Origin of the sequence: Streptomyces sp. NPDC056948 (genome assembly GCF_042674225.1) — a bacterium.
GTDB classification, from domain to species: domain Bacteria; phylum Actinomycetota; class Actinomycetes; order Streptomycetales; family Streptomycetaceae; genus Streptomyces; species Streptomyces purpurascens.
Window position 1 is genome coordinate 25297 of the sequence record NZ_JBHUQX010000002.1, and the last position, 20439, is coordinate 45735.

The 20439-nt window shown below is 70.5% G+C and carries 20 protein-coding genes and 3 pseudogenes; 5 read left to right on the forward strand and 18 right to left on the reverse strand.

Annotated elements, in window-relative coordinates; genetic code table 11:
* Positions 1–20: 20 nt before the first annotated feature.
* From ACFTZL_RS00475 to ACFTZL_RS00500, 6 genes are all read right to left on the reverse strand, one after another.
* Entirely contained in the window at positions 21–2216 is a 2196-nt protein-coding gene (locus ACFTZL_RS00475) for a xanthine dehydrogenase family protein molybdopterin-binding subunit (RefSeq protein ID WP_382576387.1), read from the reverse strand.
* Complete coding sequence (locus ACFTZL_RS00480) at positions 2213–3193, reverse strand: FAD binding domain-containing protein (protein ID WP_382576389.1); 981 nt, start codon at positions 3191–3193, stop codon at positions 2213–2215. The genes ACFTZL_RS00475 and ACFTZL_RS00480 overlap by 4 nt, the downstream gene beginning before the upstream one ends.
* A gap of 13 nt (positions 3194–3206) precedes the next feature.
* Positions 3207–3851 carry a (2Fe-2S)-binding protein gene (locus ACFTZL_RS00485; RefSeq protein WP_382576391.1) on the reverse strand — a complete coding sequence of 215 codons (645 nt, stop codon included), beginning with the start codon at positions 3849–3851 and terminating at the stop codon, positions 3207–3209.
* A 77-nt stretch (positions 3852–3928) separates the two neighbouring features.
* Positions 3929–4972 carry a zinc-dependent alcohol dehydrogenase family protein gene (locus ACFTZL_RS00490; RefSeq protein ID WP_382576393.1) on the reverse strand — a complete coding sequence of 348 codons (1044 nt, stop codon included), beginning with the start codon at positions 4970–4972 and terminating at the stop codon, positions 3929–3931.
* Positions 4973–5018: 46 nt separating this feature from the next.
* Entirely contained in the window at positions 5019–5183 is a 165-nt protein-coding gene (locus tag ACFTZL_RS00495) for a zinc-binding dehydrogenase (protein WP_382576499.1), read from the reverse strand.
* Positions 5126–6421 (reverse strand): MFS transporter, encoded by a 1296-nt coding sequence (locus ACFTZL_RS00500; protein ID WP_382576394.1) that lies wholly within the window; start codon positions 6419–6421, stop codon positions 5126–5128. Before ACFTZL_RS00500 ends, ACFTZL_RS00495 begins: the two co-directional genes overlap by 58 nt.
* Before the next feature lie 135 nt (positions 6422–6556).
* On the opposite strand from ACFTZL_RS00500, the gene ACFTZL_RS00505 reads away from it, so the two are divergent.
* Positions 6557–7537: a helix-turn-helix transcriptional regulator gene (locus ACFTZL_RS00505; RefSeq protein WP_382576397.1), complete on the forward strand. Its 981-nt coding sequence runs from the start codon at positions 6557–6559 to the stop codon at positions 7535–7537.
* 412 nt (positions 7538–7949) lie between these two features.
* On the opposite strand, the pseudogene ACFTZL_RS00510 reads toward ACFTZL_RS00505, so the two are convergent.
* The 12 genes and pseudogenes from ACFTZL_RS00510 to ACFTZL_RS00565 all read right to left on the reverse strand — a co-directional run bounded on the left by ACFTZL_RS00510 (position 7950) and on the right by ACFTZL_RS00565 (position 18038).
* A pseudogene (locus tag ACFTZL_RS00510) lies at positions 7950–9109 on the reverse strand (FAD-dependent oxidoreductase).
* A gap of 106 nt (positions 9110–9215) precedes the next feature.
* Positions 9216–11303: an MMPL family transporter gene (locus tag ACFTZL_RS00515; RefSeq protein ID WP_382576398.1), complete on the reverse strand. Its 2088-nt coding sequence runs from the start codon at positions 11301–11303 to the stop codon at positions 9216–9218.
* A 201-nt stretch (positions 11304–11504) separates the two neighbouring features.
* Complete coding sequence (locus ACFTZL_RS00520) at positions 11505–11819, reverse strand: hypothetical protein (RefSeq protein WP_382576400.1); 315 nt, start codon at positions 11817–11819, stop codon at positions 11505–11507.
* Positions 11816–12172, reverse strand: a complete 357-nt coding sequence (locus tag ACFTZL_RS00525; RefSeq protein WP_382576403.1) for an ArsR/SmtB family transcription factor — start codon at positions 12170–12172, stop codon at positions 11816–11818. The genes ACFTZL_RS00520 and ACFTZL_RS00525 overlap by 4 nt, the downstream gene beginning before the upstream one ends.
* A 127-nt stretch (positions 12173–12299) precedes the next feature.
* Positions 12300–12797 carry a CinA family protein gene (locus ACFTZL_RS00530; RefSeq protein WP_382576405.1) on the reverse strand — a complete coding sequence of 166 codons (498 nt, stop codon included), beginning with the start codon at positions 12795–12797 and terminating at the stop codon, positions 12300–12302.
* 199 nt (positions 12798–12996) lie between these two features.
* Positions 12997–13236, reverse strand: a complete 240-nt coding sequence (locus ACFTZL_RS00535) for a hypothetical protein (protein ID WP_382576408.1) — start codon at positions 13234–13236, stop codon at positions 12997–12999.
* 49 nt (positions 13237–13285) lie between these two features.
* Entirely contained in the window at positions 13286–13732 is a 447-nt protein-coding gene (locus tag ACFTZL_RS00540) for an SRPBCC family protein (protein ID WP_382576410.1), read from the reverse strand.
* Positions 13733–14015: 283 nt separating this feature from the next.
* Positions 14016–15323 carry a carotenoid oxygenase family protein gene (locus ACFTZL_RS00545; RefSeq protein WP_382576413.1) on the reverse strand — a complete coding sequence of 436 codons (1308 nt, stop codon included), beginning with the start codon at positions 15321–15323 and terminating at the stop codon, positions 14016–14018.
* Positions 15232–15456, reverse strand: a pseudogene (locus ACFTZL_RS00550) (DUF2255 family protein); the annotation flags it as partial. The pseudogene ACFTZL_RS00550 and the gene ACFTZL_RS00545, both read right to left, overlap by 92 nt.
* A 134-nt stretch (positions 15457–15590) precedes the next feature.
* Positions 15591–16112: a DUF4232 domain-containing protein gene (locus ACFTZL_RS00555; RefSeq protein WP_382576415.1), complete on the reverse strand. Its 522-nt coding sequence runs from the start codon at positions 16110–16112 to the stop codon at positions 15591–15593.
* A gap of 262 nt (positions 16113–16374) precedes the next feature.
* Positions 16375–17094, reverse strand: a complete 720-nt coding sequence (locus ACFTZL_RS00560) for an ABC transporter permease (RefSeq protein ID WP_382576416.1) — start codon at positions 17092–17094, stop codon at positions 16375–16377.
* A 59-nt stretch (positions 17095–17153) separates the two neighbouring features.
* Positions 17154–18038, reverse strand: coding sequence for an ABC transporter ATP-binding protein (locus ACFTZL_RS00565; protein ID WP_382576418.1), 885 nt, complete (start codon positions 18036–18038; stop codon positions 17154–17156).
* A gap of 165 nt (positions 18039–18203) precedes the next feature.
* Between ACFTZL_RS00565 and ACFTZL_RS00570 the strand changes: the two genes are divergently transcribed.
* The 4 genes and pseudogenes from ACFTZL_RS00570 to ACFTZL_RS00585 form a co-directional block, all read left to right on the forward strand.
* Positions 18204–18476, forward strand: a complete 273-nt coding sequence (locus ACFTZL_RS00570) for a hypothetical protein (RefSeq protein ID WP_382576420.1) — start codon at positions 18204–18206, stop codon at positions 18474–18476.
* On the forward strand, positions 18476–19588 hold the full coding sequence (locus ACFTZL_RS00575) for a sensor histidine kinase (protein ID WP_382576421.1): 1113 nt from the start codon (positions 18476–18478) through the stop codon (positions 19586–19588). The genes ACFTZL_RS00570 and ACFTZL_RS00575 overlap by 1 nt, the downstream gene beginning before the upstream one ends.
* Positions 19585–20187 (forward strand): response regulator, encoded by a 603-nt coding sequence (locus ACFTZL_RS00580; protein ID WP_382576424.1) that lies wholly within the window; start codon positions 19585–19587, stop codon positions 20185–20187. The genes ACFTZL_RS00575 and ACFTZL_RS00580 overlap by 4 nt, the downstream gene beginning before the upstream one ends.
* Before the next feature lie 54 nt (positions 20188–20241).
* Positions 20242–20400, forward strand: a pseudogene (locus ACFTZL_RS00585) (response regulator transcription factor); the annotation flags it as partial.
* Between the last annotated feature and the right edge of the window lie 39 nt (positions 20401–20439).

Genomic DNA, 20439 nt, shown 5'->3' on the forward strand with positions numbered 1-20439 from the left:
GTGGCCCGGGGCACTTCGGCTCAGATCAACGCCTCTGCGGTGATGGGCAGTTCGCGGATGCGGCGGCCGGTGGCGTTGAAGACCGCGTTGGCGATGGCGGGCGCCACTCCCACCTGGACGATCTCTCCGATCCCCTTCACGCCGAGCGGGTCGGCGTCGGGGTCCTCGCCCTCCAGGTAGATCGCCTTGAGGTCGGGGATGTCGGCGTTGACCGGGACCAGGTAGTCGGCGAGGCCGGCGTTCACGATCCGGCCGTCGCGGTGGTCGGTGACCGTGTGCTCCAGCAGCGCCTGGCTGATGCCGCCCACCATGCCGCCCAGCGCCTGGCTGTCCGCCAGCTTGGGGCTGACGATGCGGCCCACGTCGTACACACCGAGCATCCGCCGCACGCGTACGAGACCGAGGGTGGCGTCGACGCCCACCTCGGTGAAGACCGCGCCGTAGGAGAAGTACGAGTGCCGTGCGGGCTCCGGTGCGCCTGCGTAGGCGCCGTCGGCTTCGAGGTGGGTGAGCTTGTTGCGGGTCAGCAGCCGCTGGTAGGTCTCGCCACGGGCTGGGGTGCCCTGCACGTGCAGTCGGCCGCCGCGTACGACGATGTCCTCGGCCTTGACGCCGTACAGCGGCGACTCCTCGTCCTCCACGGCCAGCTTGATCGCCTGCCCACGGACCTTGTCGCAGGCGTCGAGGACGGCGGAACCGACCACGGTCATGGTCATCGAGCCGCCGTGCGGCGGGGTCGGCGGGTAGAGGGAGTCGCCGAGCCGGAAGGTGACGGTGCGCATGGTCAGCCCGAGGGCGTCGGCTGCGACCTGGGTCTGGGAGGTGTAGGTTCCCGGCCCCATGTCGCTGGAGGCCGCCTCGGCCACCGCCGTACCGTCCGCGTCCAGGCGGACCCGGGCCTGCGCGGGGTAACGCCCGGGGTCGTACACGGCCGCGGCCATGCCCAGACCGATCAGCCAGTCGCCGTCACGCGTCGAGCGGGGCTTGGGGTCGCGCCGGTCCCAGCCGAACTCCCGGGCGCCCACGCTGTAGCACTCGCGCAGCCGGCGGGTGGACCAGGGCAGCCCGTTCGACTCGTCCTCGGCCGGCTCGTTGCGCAGGCGCAACTCGATCGGGTCGACACCGAGCCGGTTCGCGAGTTCGTCCATGGCCGACTCGATGGCGAAGGACGCGTTCGTGAAGCCCGGACCTCGCATGTACAGCGGGGTGCTCACGTCCAGCGGCACCTTCCGGTACGCCTGGCTGACGTTGGGCGTGCTGTAGAACATCTGGCCGGCGAGCATGATGGCTTCTTCGAACTTCTCGTACGACGAGGTCTCCGCGTCCATCTCGTGCACCATGGCGGCCAGTCGGCCCCGCCGGTCGCTGCCGAGGCGCAGGCGGTAGTCGTAGGAGGGCCTGAAGCCGGTGCCGAAGTACATCTGCTTGCGGCTCAGGACGACTTTGACGGGGCGTTTCATCTCGCGGGTGGCGAGTGCGGCGACCACGGTGTGCGGCCAGCAGCGCAGCCCGCTGCCGAAGCCGCCCCCGACGAACGGCGAGATGACGCGCACGGACTTCAGAGGCAGGTCGAACACCGTGGAGAGTTCGGTCTGGGTGCCCACCACCCACTGGGTCTTGTCCCACACGGTCAGCTTGTCGCCGTTCCAGCGGGCGATGGTGGCGTGCGGCTCCATCGGGTTCTGGTGGTTGCGCGCCATGCGGTAGTTCAGGTCCATGCGCACCGCCGCGTCACGCAGCCCGGCGGCGGTGTCACCGCGCGCGTACGTGGTCGGCTCGTCGGGCTTCGCCTCGGCCATGTCGGTCGAGGGCTTCCTCGCGTCGTAGCGCACCTCGACCAGACTCGCGCCGTGCTGCGCGGCTTCCAGGGTGGTGGCGATGACGACGGCGACCGGCTGGCCGTGGAAGAGGACCTTTTCGTCCTGGAAGACCCGCAGCCGCCGGCCCTCCGGATTGTTCGACCCTGGGTTGTCCAGGTACGGCAGCTTCGGCGCGTTGCGGTGGCTGATCACCCGGAGAACGCCGGGGTGGGCGAGCGCGGCGTCCGTGTCGATGGACGTGATGCGGCCGAGGCCGATGCTGCTGTCGACGATGACCGCGTGCAGGGCCCCCTCGACGTCGTGCTCGGCGGCGTACAGGGCCTGGCCGGTGACCTTGAGACGCCCGTCCACGCGGGACAGCGGGGCGCCGACGGCGGCCTGGGGCTGGGGACTCACTTCGTACCTCCCACGATGCGCAACTGACGCTCGACGGTCCGCTTGAGCAGCTCGGGCTTGAACCGGTTGTGCCGCAGGGGACGGGCCCCGTCGGCTGCCTTGTCCGCGGCGGCTGCCCACAAGGCTGCTGAGGGGCGTTCGCCGACCAGGTGCCGTTCCACGGCGGGCAGCTTCCAGGGCACGGTGCCCACGCCTCCGGCGGCGACCTTCGCCTCGCGGATCACCCCGCCGCGCACGTGCAGGGCGACGGCCGCCGAGGTCAGGGCGAACTCGTAGGACTGGCGGTCGCGCACCTTCAGGTAGCCCGACTTCAGTGGGCGCGGAAGAGCCGGGATCTCCACGGCGGTGATCAACTCACCTTGCTGGATGGCCTGTTCACGGTCGGGGGTACTGCCGGGCCGCAACAGAAAGTCGGCGAAGGGGATACGGCGCTCCCCGTCCGGGCCCAGCAGTTGCACGGTCGCCTCCAGGGCGGTGAACGCCACGGCGACGTCGGAGGGGTGGGTGGCGACGCAGGCGTCGGAGGTGCCGAGGATCGCGTGGGTGCGGTTGTGGCCCTTCAGCGCGGCGCAGCCCGAGCCGGGGTCGCGTTTGTTGCAGTCGGCGGTCACGTCACGGAAGTACGTGCACCGGGTGCGCTGCATGATGTTGCCGCCGATGGAGGCCATGTTCCGCAACTGGGCCGACGCGCTCAGCTCCAGCGCCTCGGAGATCACGGGATACAGGGCGCGTACCTTGGGGTGGGCGGCGGCCTCGGACATGGACACCAGCGCAGCGATGCGCAGTCCACCGCCTTCGGTGGCTCTGATCTCGCGCAGCGGCAGGCCGCTGATGTCGACCAAGTTCTCGGGGCGCTCGACGGTCTCGCGCATCAGGTCGACCAGGGTGGTGCCGCCGGCTAGGTAACGGCCGCCGCGGCGACCGGCGTCGAGGGCCTCACGGGTGTCGGAGACGCGGGTGTAGGAGAAGGGAAACATGGGGGCCGCACCTCTACTTCCGGCGGGCGGTCTGTTCGACCGCGCGCGTGATTTTCACGTAGCAGCCGCAGCGGCAGATGTTGCCGCTCATCCACTCCCGGATCTCCTCCGGCGAGCCGGTGTGGCCCTCCTTGATGCAGCCGACGCCGGACATGATCTGGCCGGGGGTGCAGTAGCCGCACTGGAAGGCGTCCTCGTCGATGAACGCCTGCTGCAGCGGGTGCAGTTCGTCGCCGTCGGCCAAGCCCTCGATCGTGGTGACCTCGGCGCCCTCCAGCCGCACCGCGAGGGTCAGGCAGGCGTTGTGCCGCTGCCCGTCGACCAGCACCGTGCACGCACCGCACGCCCCGGCGTCGCAGCCCTTCTTGGAGCCGGTGAGACCGAAGTGCTCGCGCAACAGGTCCAGCAGCGAGGTGCGGTTGTCCACCGTCACCGTCCGCCGGGTGCCGTTGACCGTCAGGGCCACACGGCCGGCGGGCGGCGCGGCGGCTGCCGCTTTCTCGGGGCCGGCAAGGAAGGGCCCTCCGATCACGCCACCCGCGACGGCAACGCCGCTAACCGCGGTAGTGGTGGCGATGAAGGTCCGCCGAGTGGGCGCCGAGGAGGGCTCGCCCGGTTCAGTGGGGGGTGGACCAGCGGACACAGGTTCAGTGGACATGGGTACGCCTTCGCATCATTGGGCGGATCAGCCGCAACCGGGGCAGGGGAGGATGAGAGGTCGTTGATTGCAGGGGGTCAGTTGTCGACGAGGACCTTGAGGCTCTTGCGGTCGGCCATGTCCCTGTAGCCGGCCGGGACGCCGTCGAGGTCGGTGGTGACGTCGAAGACCTTCCCCGGCTCGATGACGCCGGTGAGGATGTCGGGCATCAGTTCCTCGATGTAGGCGCGCACCGGCGCCGGTCCGCCGGCCAGGCGGATGTTGTGGCGGAAGAGGCTGCCGAAGCCGATCGGCGCCTCCTCGTACTGGGGCACGCCGACGCGGCTGATCACACCGCCGGGACGGACGATGCCGGTGGCCTGCTCGTAGGCGGAAATGTTGCCGACGCACTCCAGGACCACGTGCGTGCCATGCCCACCGGTCAGCTCCCGCACCTGAGCGATGCCTTCCTCGCCACGTGCGGAGACGACATCGGTGGCGCCGAACTCGCGGCCGAGGTCGGTGCGCGCCTGGTGACGTCCCATGAGGATGATCTGTTCGGCGCCCAGGCGCTTGGCCGACAGGGCCGCGAGCAGGCCGACGGCGCCGTCGCCGATCACGGTGACGCGGGTGCGCTCGTCGACGCCGCCCGCCACGGCGGCGTGGTGGCCGGTGCCGAGGACGTCCGAGAGGGTCAGCAGGGACGGGACGAGGGCGGAGTCCGGGGCGACGGGGAGCTTGACGAGGGTGCCGTCGGCGAGGGGTACACGGACCGCTTCGGCCTGGCCGCCCTCCTCCGCTTCGCCGTCCCAGAAGTTGGCGTGCGGGTGGGAGCAGGAGGTGTGCAGGCCCGCGCGGCAGAACGCGCAGGTGTTGTCGGAGATGGCGAACGGGGCGAGGACCAGGTCGCCGCGCTTGACGGTGGTCACCTCGGAGCCGGTGTCCTCGACGATGCCGATGAACTCGTGGCCCATCCGGGCGGGACCGTCTTCGGGCTTCATCGAGCCGTACGGCCACAGGTCGCTGCCGCAGACGCAGGACGCGGTGATGCGGACCAGCGCGTCGGTGGGGTGCTTGATGACGGAGTCGGGGACGTTCTCGACGCGGACGTCGCCGGCGCCGTGGAGAAGGGTTGCGCGCATGAGTGATGCTCCGTTTCCAGGTAGTACGGGATGGGGGTGGTGTGCGTCAGCCGGCGGTGGAGAGCAGGACCTTGCCGATGGTCTGGCGGTCTCCCGGAAGGCGGTGCGCCTCGGCGGCAGCGGCCAGCGGGAGAACCCTGGAGACACGTGGTTTCAGCCGGCCGTTCTTGATGCCCTGTCCTGCGTGGCGTCGGCCTCCGTGGTGGCCCAGGCGGCTGCTGTGGAGCGGCGCCGCTGGGTGAGGGCGAGGGCGGTGGTGGGGATCAGGGTGAGGGCGGCGATGGCGGTGCCGACGACGGCGGGGCCGGTGGATCCCAGGCCGGAGTCGAGGGTGAGGCCGGCGATCCAGGAGCCGATGGCGGTGCCGAGGTTGAACGCCGAGACGGTCAGGGCCGAGGCCAGGACGGGTGCCTGGCGTGCGAAGCGGACGGCCATGGCCATCAGCACCGGGTTGGCGCCGAGCCCGAAGAAGCCCAGCAGGGCGACCAGGACGATGGTGGGCACGGCGTAGCCGGCCAGCAGGGAGATCGCCAGGAGCAGGAGCGTGGCTCCTGCGGCGGCCACGAGGGTCACGGCGTGCGGGCGACGGTCGCCCAGACGGCCTCCGACGAGCGAGCCGGCCAGGGCACCGAGGCCGAAGCCGACCAGGACCAGCGGCACGATCCCGGACGCGAGCCCCGACCGGCCGGTCAGCAGCGGCGAGATGTAGGAGTACGCCGCCAGGACACCGCCGGTCGTGGTGGCGCAGGCCGCCAGCACCAGCCACAGGCGGCCGGAGCGCAGAGCGGTCAGCTCGGACCGGATCGACACCGCCTGCTGGTCGCCACCGTCGTGCGGGACGGTGCGGGCGATCAGCGCGACGGCCGCGGCGGCGAAGGCCGCAAGCGCCCAGAACGGTCCGCGCCAGCCCATGAGCTGCCCGGCGAACGCGCCCAGCGGCACACCGACGACGTTCGCGAGCATGGCTCCGGCGCCGACGAGGCCCAGGGCGCGGGAACTGGCGGCAGGGCCCGCGGCGCGTGCGGCGGCCACATTGGCCACTGCCCAGAACGCGCCGGTGGCGATCGCGGTCAGGAACCGTGCCGCCAGGACCAGGGTGACGTTCGAGCTGAGGGCGACGATGACGTGCCCGACGGCGAAGACGCCCAGGGCGAGCATCAGGGTCAGCCGCTGGGGCAGCCGCAGCGTGAGCATCGCCATCAGCGGCGCGCCGACGATCATCCCGACCGCGAAGACGGTGATCATCAGGCCGGTCCGGGCGACGCTGACCTGCAGGTCGACCGCGATCTCGGGCAGCAGGCCGGCCACGACGAACTCGGTGGTGCCCATCAGGAACGTGCCGACCGCGAGCACGTAGACGACGAGCGGCAGCCGGGCGGACGGAGGCTGGGGGTTGTCAGCCCGTACGGTCTCGGCGGGGGCGTGGAGGGTTGCTCCTCGCGTACTCAAGGCTCATCTCCGTGGGGGTTGTGATCGGGGTACGTCACCCAGGGAACAAGCCGCCCCACCCTTGAGGAAGGTCGCGTTTATAGGGGGTACAAACTCAACCTCCCTTCTTGCGAGCCGGTGGCTACCGTGGAGGTCATGGACCCGCGCCCCGACGACCGCTCCGACCACCGCACCGAGATCCGCGACTTCCTTGCCAGCCGACGCGCCAAGATCACCCCGGAGCAGGCCGGACTGCCCACCAGCAACCGGCGCCGAGTGCCCGGGCTGCGGCGCGAGGAGGTCGCCGTGCTGGCCGGGGTGAGCACCGAGTGGTACACCCGCCTGGAGAAAGGCCACATCAGCGGCGTCTCCGAGGATGTGCTCGCCGCGGTCGCCCAGGCCCTGCAGCTCGACGAGGACGAACGCACCTACCTGTTCGACCTGGCTCGCGCCGCCCGGCCCGCCCGGCGCACGCCGTCCCGCCGCAGGGATGTCGAGGTCCCGCCCCGCATCCGGTGGCTGCTGGACTCCATCGCGATGTCCGCTGCCTTCGTACGCAACGGCCGCCTGGACGTCATCGCCACCAACCCGCTGGCTCGGGCCCTGCATGCCCCGATGTTCGACAGCCCCACCACCGACAAGCGCGGCCGCGCCAACTTCGCCCGCTACCACTTCCTCGACCCGGGCTCACAGGACTTCTTCGTCGACTGGGACTCCGGCGCCGCCGCCACCGTCGCGTTGCTGCGTGCCGAGGCCGGGAGGGAACCGCATGACCGGGCCCTGCGCGAACTCATCGGCGAACTGTCCACAGTCAGCCCCGACTTCCGCACCATGTGGGCCGCACACGACGTCCGTATCCGCCACGACGGCGTCAAGCGGCTGCAGCACCCCGAGGTCGGCCTTCTGGAGCTGACCTACCAGTCCCTGCACCTGCCCGTGTCTCCCCGGGCCGTGCACGACCTCAGCCTCTACACCGCCGAACCGGGCAGCACCTCCGAGGAACGCCTCAAGATTCTCGCCAGCCTGGCAGCAACCCAGCCCCAGGTGAGAGAGCCTGCTGACCAGCCCCGCCAAGCTGCGCCGTCATCGCTCGCACCCCGGTCCGGCACCAGCGGAAACCGCCCCCACACGTCCTGAAGCCCATGCCGGCTTGCCACGCTGGAGGCCCAGTTGACCGACCCCTCCATCACCGCGGCTCATGTGCGGGCCCGCCCACGCCGCCGCCGTCCACGCCGACGGCCAGGAAACACGCCTTGCATCCGGTCGCCGCTACCTGGGTGTGATGCGGCGCGGGCTGCGCAACCGAACTGTCGGTGCGTCGTGTCGGGGGACTCGCAGCGTCTTAGGTCCATGTGCCGACTTCGATTCGGGCTGGAGGCGGGTCCCAGTCCCGGGCTGCGTCGCCAGCGTTGGCGATCAGCCACGGTCGGGGGCGTGACGCTCCTGGCCGGCGCGGCCTGTCAGATGCACTCCTGGGGAGCGGATGGCCGACCCCGCGTCCCGGGGGGCGAGGAACCGGCGGAGTGGGCGATGCTCTCGCGCTTGGCGGTCAGGATGGCTGGACCTCGTCGAAGAGGGCGAGGGCTTGGGAGGGGTCCGGGCTCACGAGGCGTTCGAGGCCAGCCGTCGTGATGTTCGCCCACCTGCCGGCTCGTGCCCACATCTGCTTCTCGAAGGCGCGGACGGCCTCGTCCAGATCTCCGGGGCCGGGGGCGGCGGCGACGGACTCGGCGAGTTCGGCGCCTTCCAGCATCGCGAGGTTCGCGCCCGCCCCCAACGGGGGCATCAGGTGGGCGGCGTCGCCCAGGAGCGTCACCCCGGAGACGTGGGCCCACGTGTGGGACACGGGAAGGACGTAGAGGGGGCGGTGGACGAAAGCCGTGCCGTGGCGGAGGAGGTCGAGGACGGGAGCGGCCCAGCCGTCGAACTGGGCCAGCAGGCTTGATCGCACGGCCTCGACGTCGGCCAGGTCCAGGCCCGCGCGCTGGTCCGGGCTCCTGTGCAGGTCCGGGTTCGTGTGCCAGTCCAACTCCACGCGGAACTGGGCGTACACCTTGACGTGGCCGCCGCTGTTGCGCTGGGCGACGAGCGCGCGGTTCACGCCGTACACAGCCACGGAACCGTCGCCGACCAGCCGGGCGAGGTCGGGGTGGCGGGTGTCGACGTCGTCCAGGGAGGTCTCGATCAAGGTGACGCCGGTGTACTGCGGCGTCGCGGACGAGACCGCCGGGCGGACCCGGGACCAGGCACCGTCCGCGCCGATCACGAGGTCGAAGGTCTCCTGTCGCCCGTCCGCGAAATGGACCAGCACGCCATCCGGGCTCTCCGGCACCACCTCCGTCACGAGCCGTCCCCACTGGACGTCCAGCGGGCCGAGCAGCAGGTCGCGGAGTTGCCCGCGTCGATCTCGGGGTTGGCCCGGTCGTCCGGGCGGGGCCGCCAGTCGCGGAGGACGGTCCCGTCCGTGTCCAGGATGCGCATGGCCTGCCCCTCGGGACGGGACAGCGCCTGGAACTCCGCCAGCACCCCCGCCTTCTCCAGCGCCAGTTGGCCCAGCCCCTCGTGCAGGTCCAGCGTGCCGCCCGCGGGACGTGCGTCGCGGGCGGCATCGCGTTCGAGGACGGTGACAGGGTGACCATGACGGTGCAGTACGCGGGCGAAGGTGAGGCCGGCGGGGCCGCTGCCGATCACGGCGATACGGGGTCTCATGCCGATACAACGTACGGCCCCTCACCAAGCCGGTCCCGCCCCGTCACCGAACCGAAACGACGGCGCGAGCCGACGGATGGATGATCCCGGCCCTTGTCCGAGGGGCTCACGCCACCTTGTGGGAGAGGGTGTTCTCGGGGGCGTTTCGTGCGGTGGGCAGGGTGTGGAAGAGATTGCCCGGCCACCAGAACCAGCGGCCCAGGTCGAGGGCGAGGGCGGGTACCAGGATCGTGCGGACGAGGAAGGTGTCCAGGAGGACGCCGATGCCGACCAGGACGCCCATCTGGGCCATCGTCACCAGGGGCAGGCCGGCGAAGATCGCGAAGGTCGCGGCCAGGACGATGCCCGCCGAGGTGATGACGCCTCCGGTGCTGGTCAGGCCCTCCAGGACGCCGTGGTGGTGGCCCAGCCTGCCGGTCTCCTCCTTCACGCGGTGCATGAGGAAGATGTTGTAGTCGATGCCGAGGGCCACCAGGAACACGAAGCCCATGAGCGGGATCGACCAGTCGACGCCCGCGAAGCCCAGGACGTGTTCGAAGAGGATGTTCGAGGCGCCGAGGGCTGCGAAGTACGACAGCACGACCGTGGCCAGGAGCAGGAGCGGGGCGATCAGGGCCCGCAGCAGGAGGATCAGGACGCCCAGGACGACGAGGAGCACGATCGGAACGACCGTCGTCAGGTCGCGGTCGGCGGCCCGCTGGGTGTCGAGGGCCTCTGCGGTCGTACCACCGACCAGAGCGTTCATCGGGTTCACGGCGTCGCGCAGGGCGTCGATCGTGTCCTTGGCGGCCTGACTGTCCGGGGCGTCCTTCAAGACCACCGACAGCGAGGCGAGTTCGCCGTCCGGCGTGCGGGCGGTGTCGTTCTCGACACGGGCCACACCGTCCACCGCGGCCGCGGCGTCCCTGACCTCGGCGGTCCGGTCGGCGCGGGTGACGATGTCCGCCGGGTCGGAGGCGCCCGACGGGTAGTGCGCCGAGATCCTCTCCTGGGCCACGACCGACTCGGGCTTGTCCTGGAACATCTCCGCCTGGGTCAGGCCCATGTTGACGCCCACCGCGCTCAGCGCGAGCACGCCGGTGACGGCGACCGACGCCAGCCACGACCAGCGGGGACGCAGGGCGACAGAGGCTCCGACCCGGGACCAGATGGTGCGCGGCTTGCGGACGGGCGTGCCGTGGTGCGGGACGAAGGGCCAGAAAACCCAGCGGCCCGTGATGACGAGCAGCGCCGGAAGCACGGTGACCATGGCGAGCAAGCCGCAGACGACGCCCACCGCGCCCACCAGCCCCAGCGAGCGGGAGGAGTTGATGTCGGCGAACGCCAGGCAGGACAGGCCGACGGCGATGGTGGCGGCGGAGGCCAGGATCGCCGGGCCGGAGCGGCGCAGCGCGATCCGCATCGCCTCGTGACGGTCCTCGTGGCGGTGCAGTTCCTCGCGGTAGCGGGCGATGAGAAGCAAGGCGTAGTCCGTGCCGACGCCGAAGACGAGGACCATGAGCACGCCCGCGCTCTGCGGGTCGACCGGAAGCCCGGCGTGCTTCGCCAGCAGATACGTGACGACCTGGGTGAGGACTGCCGCGAAGCCCACCGACACCAGGGGCAGCAGCCACAGGACCGGGCTGCGGTAGGTGAGCAGCAGGAGGACGGCCACCACCAGGCCGGTGGCCAGCAGCAGAGTCGTGTCGAGGCCGTCGAAGACCGCCACCGAGTCGGCGAGGGAGCCGGCGGGGCCGCCGACCTCGACGTCCACGCCGGGCGGGGCGTTGGCGCCGGCGACCGTACGCAGCTCGTCGACCTTGTCGGTGATGCCGTCCTCGCTGTCCAGCGGGACGATCGTCATGAAGGCCTTGCCGTCCTCGGACGGGATCGGCCGCGAGACCTCCTGACCGGCGGGGACGTACCGCGCGAAGGCGTCGCGGTCGGTCGTCGCCATGGCTTCCGCACCGTCGCCGGTGTAGACGACGACGGCCGGCATCACCGTGTCCGTACGGAACTTCTCCAGCTCCGTGTTGACCAGCGCGGACTCCGCGCCGCGCGGCAGGAACGCGTTGGGCCCGGATTCCTCGACGTCGCCGAGCTTGCCGGCCAGCGGGCCGAGGGCGACGGCCAGGATCAGCCAGGCCGCCAGGACCAGCCACTTGCCACGGCGTCCGGCGGGCGCGCGGGCGACATGCTGGAGCAGCGCACGCATGAGTAGTCTCCTTACGTAGGGAGCGCGCCGCCGGCCGTTCGACGACCGGCACCAGGGCGCATGGGACCCGCACCACGGCGCTTGCGGGTGTGACGACCTGCCGTGGCGTACGGGTGGTGTGTCCGAAGGGTGTGTTCTTCCTCTGTACGGCCGGGAGTTGCCGCTCCCGGCCGTACGCGTCTCTCAGCGCGCTTCGGGGCGCTATTCGATCTCGCGCATCATCTTCTCCATCGAGGACACCGACAGCCGGGTCTGCGTCAGCTCGTCGAGGGTCTGCCGCTGTCCCTCGACGGTGCGGCGCTGCAGTTCCACGGTGTCCTCGAGGAGCTGGGCGTACTTGGTCGCGAGGTCCTTGTACTGCTGCTCGCGCGCGGCCAGCATCCGGGCCCGCCAGGTGGCGGCTGTCTGCCAGACGATCACGATCAGCAGAGTGAAGAGCCCGCCCGCGCCCACGGCCCCGACCAGCGCGCTCACGGTGTCCGCGCTGTCGGCCAGCGTCACCTGTTCCCCATTCACTTCGCTTCCTCTTTCTCGGCCTCGGTCTTCTCGGAATCGCTGAGCGTCGCGGACGCCCGGGCGATGACGCCGGGGGTCAACTCGTAGAAGAACGGCGTGACATCGAAGTACTTCATCGCCTTGCCGTCCTCCCCGAGTTCGAGCGTGCCGACGACCAGTCCGGCCGCCTCCAGCCGCTGGAGGTGCATGTGCAGCAGCGGGCGGCTCATCCCGATCTCGCGCGCCAGCGCGCTGACGTAGTTCCGGCTCTCCAGCAGCGCCGCGACGATCCGCAGGCGGTGCGGATTGCCGAGGGCGGAGAGCACCTTCAGCAACTCGTCGCCCGTCGGTGCCGGAGGCGGGACCTCGGGCATCGCGGCCCCTTTCCGTCGTACCTGTCAGAAAAGGCTGACAGCGCCATCCGACACCTGTCAAAGATTTCTGACACATCTCGGGGGCGGATGGGGGACAGATGGGGGAGGCCTGGGGGACGTCTCAGGGTTACGTCAGGGGTGGCGTGTTGGGGCGAAGATGGTCGACCAGCAGGCTCAGTGCCCGCTCCACGGCCTGGCGGCGCACCTCGTCGCGCGTCGAGCCGGTGCTTCTGAACTCGTGGCTGACCGTGCGCTCCGTGTCGGAGACGCCGATGTAGACGAGGCCTACGGGCTTGCCGTCCTGGCCGGTGGGGCCGGCGACGCCGGTTGTCGAGACACCGAGGGAGCTTCCGAACAACTCTCGTACACCGCACGCCATCTGTTCGGCCGTCGCGGGGCTCACGGGGCCGTCGGAGGCGAGGGTCGCCTCGGCTACGGAGAGGACCGTCGCCTTGGAGTCCGTCGCGTACGTGATCGCGCCCCCGCGGTAGTAGTCCGATGCGCCGGGGGTGCCGGTGATCGTCGCGCCGAGCATGCCGCCGGTGAGGGATTCCGCGGTGCTGACGGACAGACCGCCGGCGCGGAGCAGCGAACCCAGCCGTGCCGCGATGTCCTGCAGTGTCACAAAGACTCCTCCGTTGCGGGCTGCGCCGGGGTGCCCGTCGCGGCGCGTGCTCATTGAATCAGTCGAGACGCGCATGGTCCGGGCGGCGACTTCCCCTGCCCGTTGCCGGACACCCCATGGATGGGCCCCGGGGAATCCCATGAGATCCCCGGGGCCCGGAGTTTGGAGTCGTGTCACGCCTTACTGCCGAGACACATGTCTAGCGGCCAAGGTCGTTGATGTTCACCGGGAGGATGCTGGTGAGTGGGTTGAGTGCGTTGAGTGCCTTGGTGGACCTGCTGAGGAGGTTGTCCCCGTTCGTGCTTACGGCAGTGCTGCTGGACTGGCCCTTGGTCTGGTCGCCGTTGTCGCCGGGGTCGGCGGCGTGAGCTGTGCCGGTAGTGGTGAGGGCGGCCCCGGCGAGAGCAAGGGCGGCGAGGGTGCGTCGCGTGTTGGTCATGCACTGCTGAACGAACAAGGACCGTATGCGTAACTCGGCCAAAACGGGGCTAATCCGCTGCCTTCTTCAGGGCGTTGAGCCAGCCGCTCAGCGAGGAGTCCAGCGCGGCGGCCAGGTTGTCCCGGTCGGCGTCGACCGGCGCGCCCGACCAGGACTCCCGGGTGCGGACCACGACGACGTCGCCGTCCTCGGTGAAGGTCCACTCGTGCACGCCGGTGATGCCGTGCGCGGGACCGCCCCACAGGATGCGGTGCCGGGCGTCGACCGCGTAGAGGGTGGAGTCGACGGACAGGCCCGCAGTCGTCCAGTGGAAGGTGGTGCCGGGCGCGATGGGGCCGTCGAGTCGGGCCTCGGCGATATCGGGCTGCCAGTCGGGCCAGGAGCCGATCTCGGTGTGCAGTCGCCGGATCCGCTCGAGGGGAGCGGCGATCCGGATGGTGTGGTCGGCGATGACGGGGGCGTTCTCGTCGATGGTCGTGGGGTAGTTCATGGTCATGGCGGTTCCTCGGGGTCGGGGTCGGGGTCGGGGTCCGGGCCGCCTTGGGGGAGTCCTACGGCGGATGGGGCTGGTCGGTCGGGCGGGCAGTCCATGGCGGGGCTCCAGTGGCCTTGGATGTGCGGGACCCGTGTGCGGGCCAGAGCCGCATCGGTGTCGCAGCGGGCCGGGCGGCCGGCGCGGCGCAGTCGGGGATCCAGACAGTTCGCGCCCCGCGGGTTCGGAGGCCGGGCCGTATCGGCGAGGCAGCGGACCGAGCCGCCGCCGGGGCGGTCGGCGCGGGTCAGGCGGGCAGTTCGGTGTCCGGGATCCAGTGGCCGTGGATGCCGGCGGGCACCCTGCGGGGGAGTTCGACCGCGGCCACGGTGCTCAGGTCGCTCGCGTCCAGGACGAGCAGCTCCGAGGCGTCGGCCTTGAGGTCGCTGACGATGGTGAGCAGATAGCCGTCGTCCTCGGCGGTCGCGCCCTCGGCGGGTGCGAAGACGGCCTCGCCGGGCATCCGGCCCTCGCCGTGGGCGAGCAGCTTCTCCCTGCCGGACCGGGTGTCGAATTTGACGGTGTGATAGCCCGACAGGCCCGCGCCGGGGAAGGCGATGGCGTAGCTGTAGCGGTGGGCCGAACCGGTGTGGGCGTCGTTGATCGACGGGAACTCGGTGACCAGGTCGTTGAGGGATTCCGTGGTGACCTTGCCCGTGGCCGGGTCGATGATCCACCGGTGGAAGGTCGAGCCGGCGTCGGGGCTGGTGCCGTAGCCGGGAGCGCCGACCCACCACTTCCACGAGTTCTCCCAGGGGGAACGGTCGAAGCGCGGTGCTTCGAGGACGACCCGGCCGTGGGGGTCGGTGTAGGCGTTGGCGACGTGCAGCAGCGCCGCCTGGTCGGGCGCTTCGAACCAGGTGGTCCTGCCTCCGGCGCGCGGCATCACGCCGATGCGCAGCGGGACGTCGTCGTGCCAGCGGTAAGGGATGCCGGAGTGCTCGGCGTGGTCGAAGACCACGGGCGAGTTGATGAAGACGACGTGCTCGCGGGTGATGGCGAAGTCGTGCATGAGCGAGGGGCCGGATCCGTCGACGACCTGCGAGGCGACGATGTCGCCCGAGGCGTCGGCCACGTAGTAGGTCAGGTACGGCGGGAAGGGGCTGTAGCTGAAGAAGTGCAGCTCGCCGGTCTCCGGGTCCTCCTTGGGATGGGCGGTCATCGCGCTGGTGAGCTTGCCGCCGAAGTCGTGGACGCCGATCGTGTCGAGGTCGGCGCTGACCTCCCAGGGCAGGTTGGCCTCCTGCAGGGCCAGATAGCGGCCCCCGTGGAAGATGATGTTGGTGGCGGCGGCGCTGACCTCGAGCTCGGTTCCGGTGAACGGCACGCCGTCCAGGAAGGGAGTGCGCACCCAGCGGTTGCGGTACCACTCGGCCCGGCCGCCCGCGAGACGCACGCCGTGGATCATGCCCTCGCCGCGGAACCAGTGGGTGGGGGTGATGCCCGGCTTGGACGAGCTCGGGGTCGTCCACCGGCCGGAGGGTGACGGACAGTCTGACCCCGGCCGCCTCCACCTCCGTGTCCGCGTGCCGCAGGACCCGGCGGTACCAGGCACTGCGCCGCCCGAACGCAGAGCGGACGTACGCCTCCCCGTCGAGCACCACCACCCAGAGCGTCCTGGCCGACCACCGGCCGTTCGCATGCCGTACCCGCAAAACGATCTCCGCGCGATCCATGACCGTGTCCATGGACCGACTTTCGCCGCGCGGGCATCGCGTGCGCGTCGGTGGTCATCACCTGGACACCCCCGGCCGACGGTGCGTACGTCGGCCGGGGGTGCGGTCTTGTCACGAGGGCGCGGCGGAGGCGCCCGGCGTGCGTGTCAGTCGGAGAACGGGACGGCGTCGGCCGGGTCGGCGTGCCAGTTGGTGGCGACGGGCCTGTCGACCAGGGCGGTGTCGGGGAGGTCGAGGCTGATGGAGTTGGCCTCGTCGCCCGCGATGGACAGGTGGATCCGCTCGAACTCCTTGCCGTAATCGTTGTTGGTGGTCTTGGGGTTGATGCCGGCGTAGGCCCGGGTGGAGCCGGAGAGGACGACGTCCTCGCTGACGGCGTGCTCGGCCGGTGCCACCTCGGTGTCGGCCGCCGAGCCGAAGGACGCGGAGGGGAAGACACCCTTCAGATAGCAGGTGACGCCCGACTTGGCCTTGGCGGTGAGGAGGTAGTAGCCACCCGCCTGCGTCTGCGTGGTGAGCTTGAAGGTCAGGTCCTTGGTTACGCAGGCCCGCGCGGTGCTGCCTCGGCTGTCGGCGGTGGCCGTGGCGGACGCGGTGGCGGTGAGGGCCACCGCCGCGACGGCGGCCAGGGCGAGGCGGGCGGGGCGGGCGGCAAAGCGCGAACGCATCGAGATCTCCATCGTGCGAAGTGGGTCGTCCAGCGGGCTGCTGGGACGACCGCAGCCTGTTCCGCGATCCGTCCCGCCCGCCACAAACGGCGGTGATGACGGGACGCCGGAACGCTGGAACGGGTGCTGACCAGCGGAGATGCCGGCAGCCTGGAACGGTGTGCTGGGACGCGGGAGTCCCAGGTCGCCCTGACCGCCGCGCAGGACCGCACCTCGGGTTGACACCAACGCTGTGAGGCAGCGCGGCACTCCCCGTTCCCGCTCACCGGCGCGGCTCCCAGCGGAACATGCGGGACGCCAGCGCGATGGCGACGACGACCCAGCCCAGTGTGGGAGCCAGCAGGAGGAGGGAGTCCGTGACGGGGACGCCGCCGTTCCAGGCGTTGAGGACGAGCTCGGTGGCCGAGCCGCCGGGGAGCAGCCGCTTGAGCAGGGTGAGTTCCTCGGTGCCGCTGATCCCCACCCAACTGGCGACGGCGATGGTGCCGAGGCTGACCGGCAGCGTGGTCACCTGGGCGTGCTCGGGGGAGTTCGTCAGTCCGGCCGTGGCCAGTCCCAGGCCGAGCATCATGACGACGGTGGCGAGGACCGCCGCCGCCAGGAGGGGAACATTGGCCGGTTCGCCGGCGACCGCGGCCAGCACGACGAGGATCGCGACCACCTGGACCAGCGCCAGGACCGTGACGGGGAGCATCAGGCCGGAGAGGATGCCGGCGTCGCCCGCCGGGGTGGAGCGCAGCCGCTTGAGGAAGAGGTTCTGGCGGCGCGAGGCCAGAGTGGTCACCGTCGTCGTGTAGAGCCCGAACGCGCCCACGGTGAACACCACCACCGCCGCGATGTATCCGAGGCTGCCCAGGTCCGCGAAGACTTCGTGCTGGCGGATGAAGTACGCGCTGACCGCCGTGGGCATGATGAAACTGGTGACCAGAACCAGCCGGTTCCGGAAGATCTGGATCAGCTCGCCGAGAGCGATTGAGAGCATGGTGAAAGGCCTTTTCCTGGGAGGTTCCGGGGGAGGGGGCTGATCGTCGGGGGAGCGGGCTAGTCGTCTCCGATGGCGCGGAAGACGTCGTCGAGCCGGGTCGGCCCGGCTTCGAGTTCCCGCAGCTCCAGCCCGTTGGCGTGCGCCCAGTCGAGCAGGGCGTAGAGGGTCTCCTGCAGGCCGAACGTCTCGACGAGGAACCGTCCGTCACTCGCGCGCGTGGCCCGCAGCGGCAGCGCCGGTGCGGCGTCCGGCAGGGAGAAGCGGATGGCGGCCGGCAGGGTCCGCGTCAGCTCGGCGACGGTCCCCTCCTGGTGGAAGGCACCCTGGTGCATGAGCCCGATGCGATCGGCGCGCGCCTGGGCCTCCTCCAGGTAGTGCGTGGTGAGCACGACGGTGGATCCGTCTTCGCGCAGCTTGTCCACGGCGTCCCACAGGGCGTCCCGGGACTGGATGTCCAAGCCGGTGGTGGGCTCGTCGAGGAAGATCAGCTCCGGCTTCCCGTACACGGCCGTGGCGAAGTCCAGACGTCGCTTCTCACCGCCGGAGAGCTGGGACACCTTGGTGCCGGCCTTGTGCGTGAGGTCGACGATGTCGAGGACCCGATCGACCCTGTCCTTGCGCCGGGAGAGCGTTCCGATCATCCGGACGGATTCCTTCACCGTCAGGTCCGGGGAGAACCCGCTCTCCTGGAGCATGATGCCCATCCTGGGCCGCACGGCCCGCCGGTCGCGGGGGCTCTGCCCGAAGACCCGCACGGTGCCGGAGGTGGCCGCGCGGTGGCCTTCGACGGTCTCCAGGGTCGAGGTCTTGCCGGCCCCGTTCGTGCCGAGCAGCGCGTAGAGCTCCCCCTTCCGCACCTGGAACGACAGGTCCTTCACGGCGTGGAAGTCGCCGTAGCTGAGGTTGAGGCGGTCAACGTCGATGACTGGTGTCGAGGTCATGCATTGATCTCAGCCGTCGTCAGGCTTGTCCGGCAGTGCCGTGGTGTCATCGCCGCACCGTGACATCTCGGGGGGTGAACCCATGACGCGGTGTCACTGGTGCCGCCCGTGAGCAGGCAGAACACTACGGGGGAGACTCTTCTGTTCGACCCCGGAGCGCCGTACATGGACACCAGACCCCTGCGCATACTGCTGACGGCGAATACGGCCGTCTTCCTGCTGGTCTGCGCGGTTTTCTTCGTCCACCGCCTCGGCGTCGGTCTCTACCCTGACGACATGGAGTCCTGGCTCGAGAACAACCAGTGGCTGATGTGGACGGCCGCTGCCCTCACCGTGGCGAGCGCGTCGGCGATCCCGCTGCTCAGCGTGCGGACTCAGCGTGCGGACGCAGGGGATTCAGCGGACTCAGCGGTGAGGCCGCCGCGGGGAAGGACCTGATGCCCGAGGACCGTGAGGGCACACGCGAACGGCTGCGCCGGCTGAACGTCACCACGATGGTCACGGTGAACGCCTCCGTCGGGACCCTGCTGGTGGCGGTCGATGCCCGGACGTGGTGGGACGCCGTCATCCTGAGCCTGGGCGTGGCCGCGGCGCTGGTCGCCTCCGCTCGGTGGACGGCGAGCGGCATTCCGCGGGTCGTCCTCCCCTGTCTGATCGTCACCGCGATGGTGTGGATCGCCGGGGTGCTGGTGGTGGGCGGCCATACGGCGTTCTACAGCATCTCCGTCCTGGGCCCCCTGTACGCGCCCAAGCTGCCCCGCCACCGCATCGTGGCCGCCGTCGGGCTGATCGCCTTCGTCGCCGCTGTGGGCGCGGCCCGGCTGCTGGTCGCACCGGCGGATGTGCCGGAGGTCCTGATCCTCTACGTCCTCATCCCGGCAGGTGTCACGGTCGTGGTGACCGGCAGCATGTTCGCCGGGCAGGTCTTCTACGACCTCGTCGAGGAACTGGAGCAGTCACGGGAACGCGAAGCGGAGCTGGCCGTCGTCCGGGAACGCGTGCGGTTCGCCAGTGATCTGCACGACATCCAGGGCCACACACTGCATGTGGTGAAGCTGAAGATCGCGCTGGCCGAGAAGCTGGTGCGCAGTGACATCGGGCGGGTGGAGGAGGAACTGCGGGAGGTGCGCGCCCTGGTCGGCGACACCATCACCCAGACCAAGGAGCTGGCGTACGCACAGCGGCGGCTCAATCTGTCCGTGGAGCTGGAGAACGCGAAGAACCTCTTCGAGGCCGCGGGCATCCGCGTGCGGGTCGACCGTGAGGCCGATGTCGACGAGCGGGTCAACGAGCTGCTCGGCCAGGTCCTGCGGGAGACGACGACGAACATCCTGCGCCATGCGCAAGCCACGCGGGTGCGGATCACTGTCGCGGAGTCGGGCATCACCATCGTCAACGACGGCGCGGGGACGGCTCCCCTGTCCGGGCTCAGCGGACTGTCCACCCTCAGGGAGCGAGTGGGCGACAACGGAGGTGAGCTGACGGTGGAGCAGACGGACGGGCGCTTCCTCACGGCCGCGGCGTTTTCGAACGGGAGGACCGACCGATGACCACCGTGGTACTCGCCGACGACGAGGCTCTGCTCCGCAAGGCGCTGGCGGCGTTGCTGAGCCTCGAAGGCGAGATCACCGTGCTCGCCGAAGCACAGGACGGCGAATCGGCGGTGCGGGCCACGCTCCAGCACCGGCCCGACGTGCTCGTCATCGATCTCGAGATGCCCGGTGTGGACGGACTGGGCGCTGTCGCTGAGATCCGCCGCGCCCGGCCGGAGCAGGTGATCCTCATGCTGACCCGCCATGCCAGGCCCGGAGTGCTCCGCAAGGCCCTGAAACTGGGCGTCCAGGGCTTCGTCAGCAAGTCGGCGGAACCCGCGCACATCACGTCGGTCATCAACACGCTGCACGGCGGCAAGCGCTGGATCGACCCGGACGTCTCCGCGCTCGCCGTGGTCGACGACTGCCCTCTCACCGACCGGGAGATCGACGTCCTGCGCGTCACTCGCGACGGCTATTCCGTCGCCGACATCGCCGCCCGCCTCCACCTGGCGGAAGGCACCGTACGCAACTACCTCTCGAACGCCCTGCAGAAGACCCAGACCCGGACCCGGCACGAAGCGGCGCGCTACGCGTGGGAGCACGACTGGCTGTAGAGGCGGGCACCGCGGGAGCGCCGGCCGTCGCCCGGTACGCTGCCGAGGCACGTGCGCGTCACTCGCGACGGCTATTCCGTCGCCGACATCGCCGCCCGCCTCCACCTGGCGGAAGGCACCGTACGCAACTACCTCTCGAACGCCATGCAGAAGACTCAGACCCGGACCCGGCACGAAGCGGCGCGCTACGCGTGGGAGCACGACTGGCTGTAGAGGCGGGCACCGCGGGAGCGCCGGCCGTCGCCCGGTACG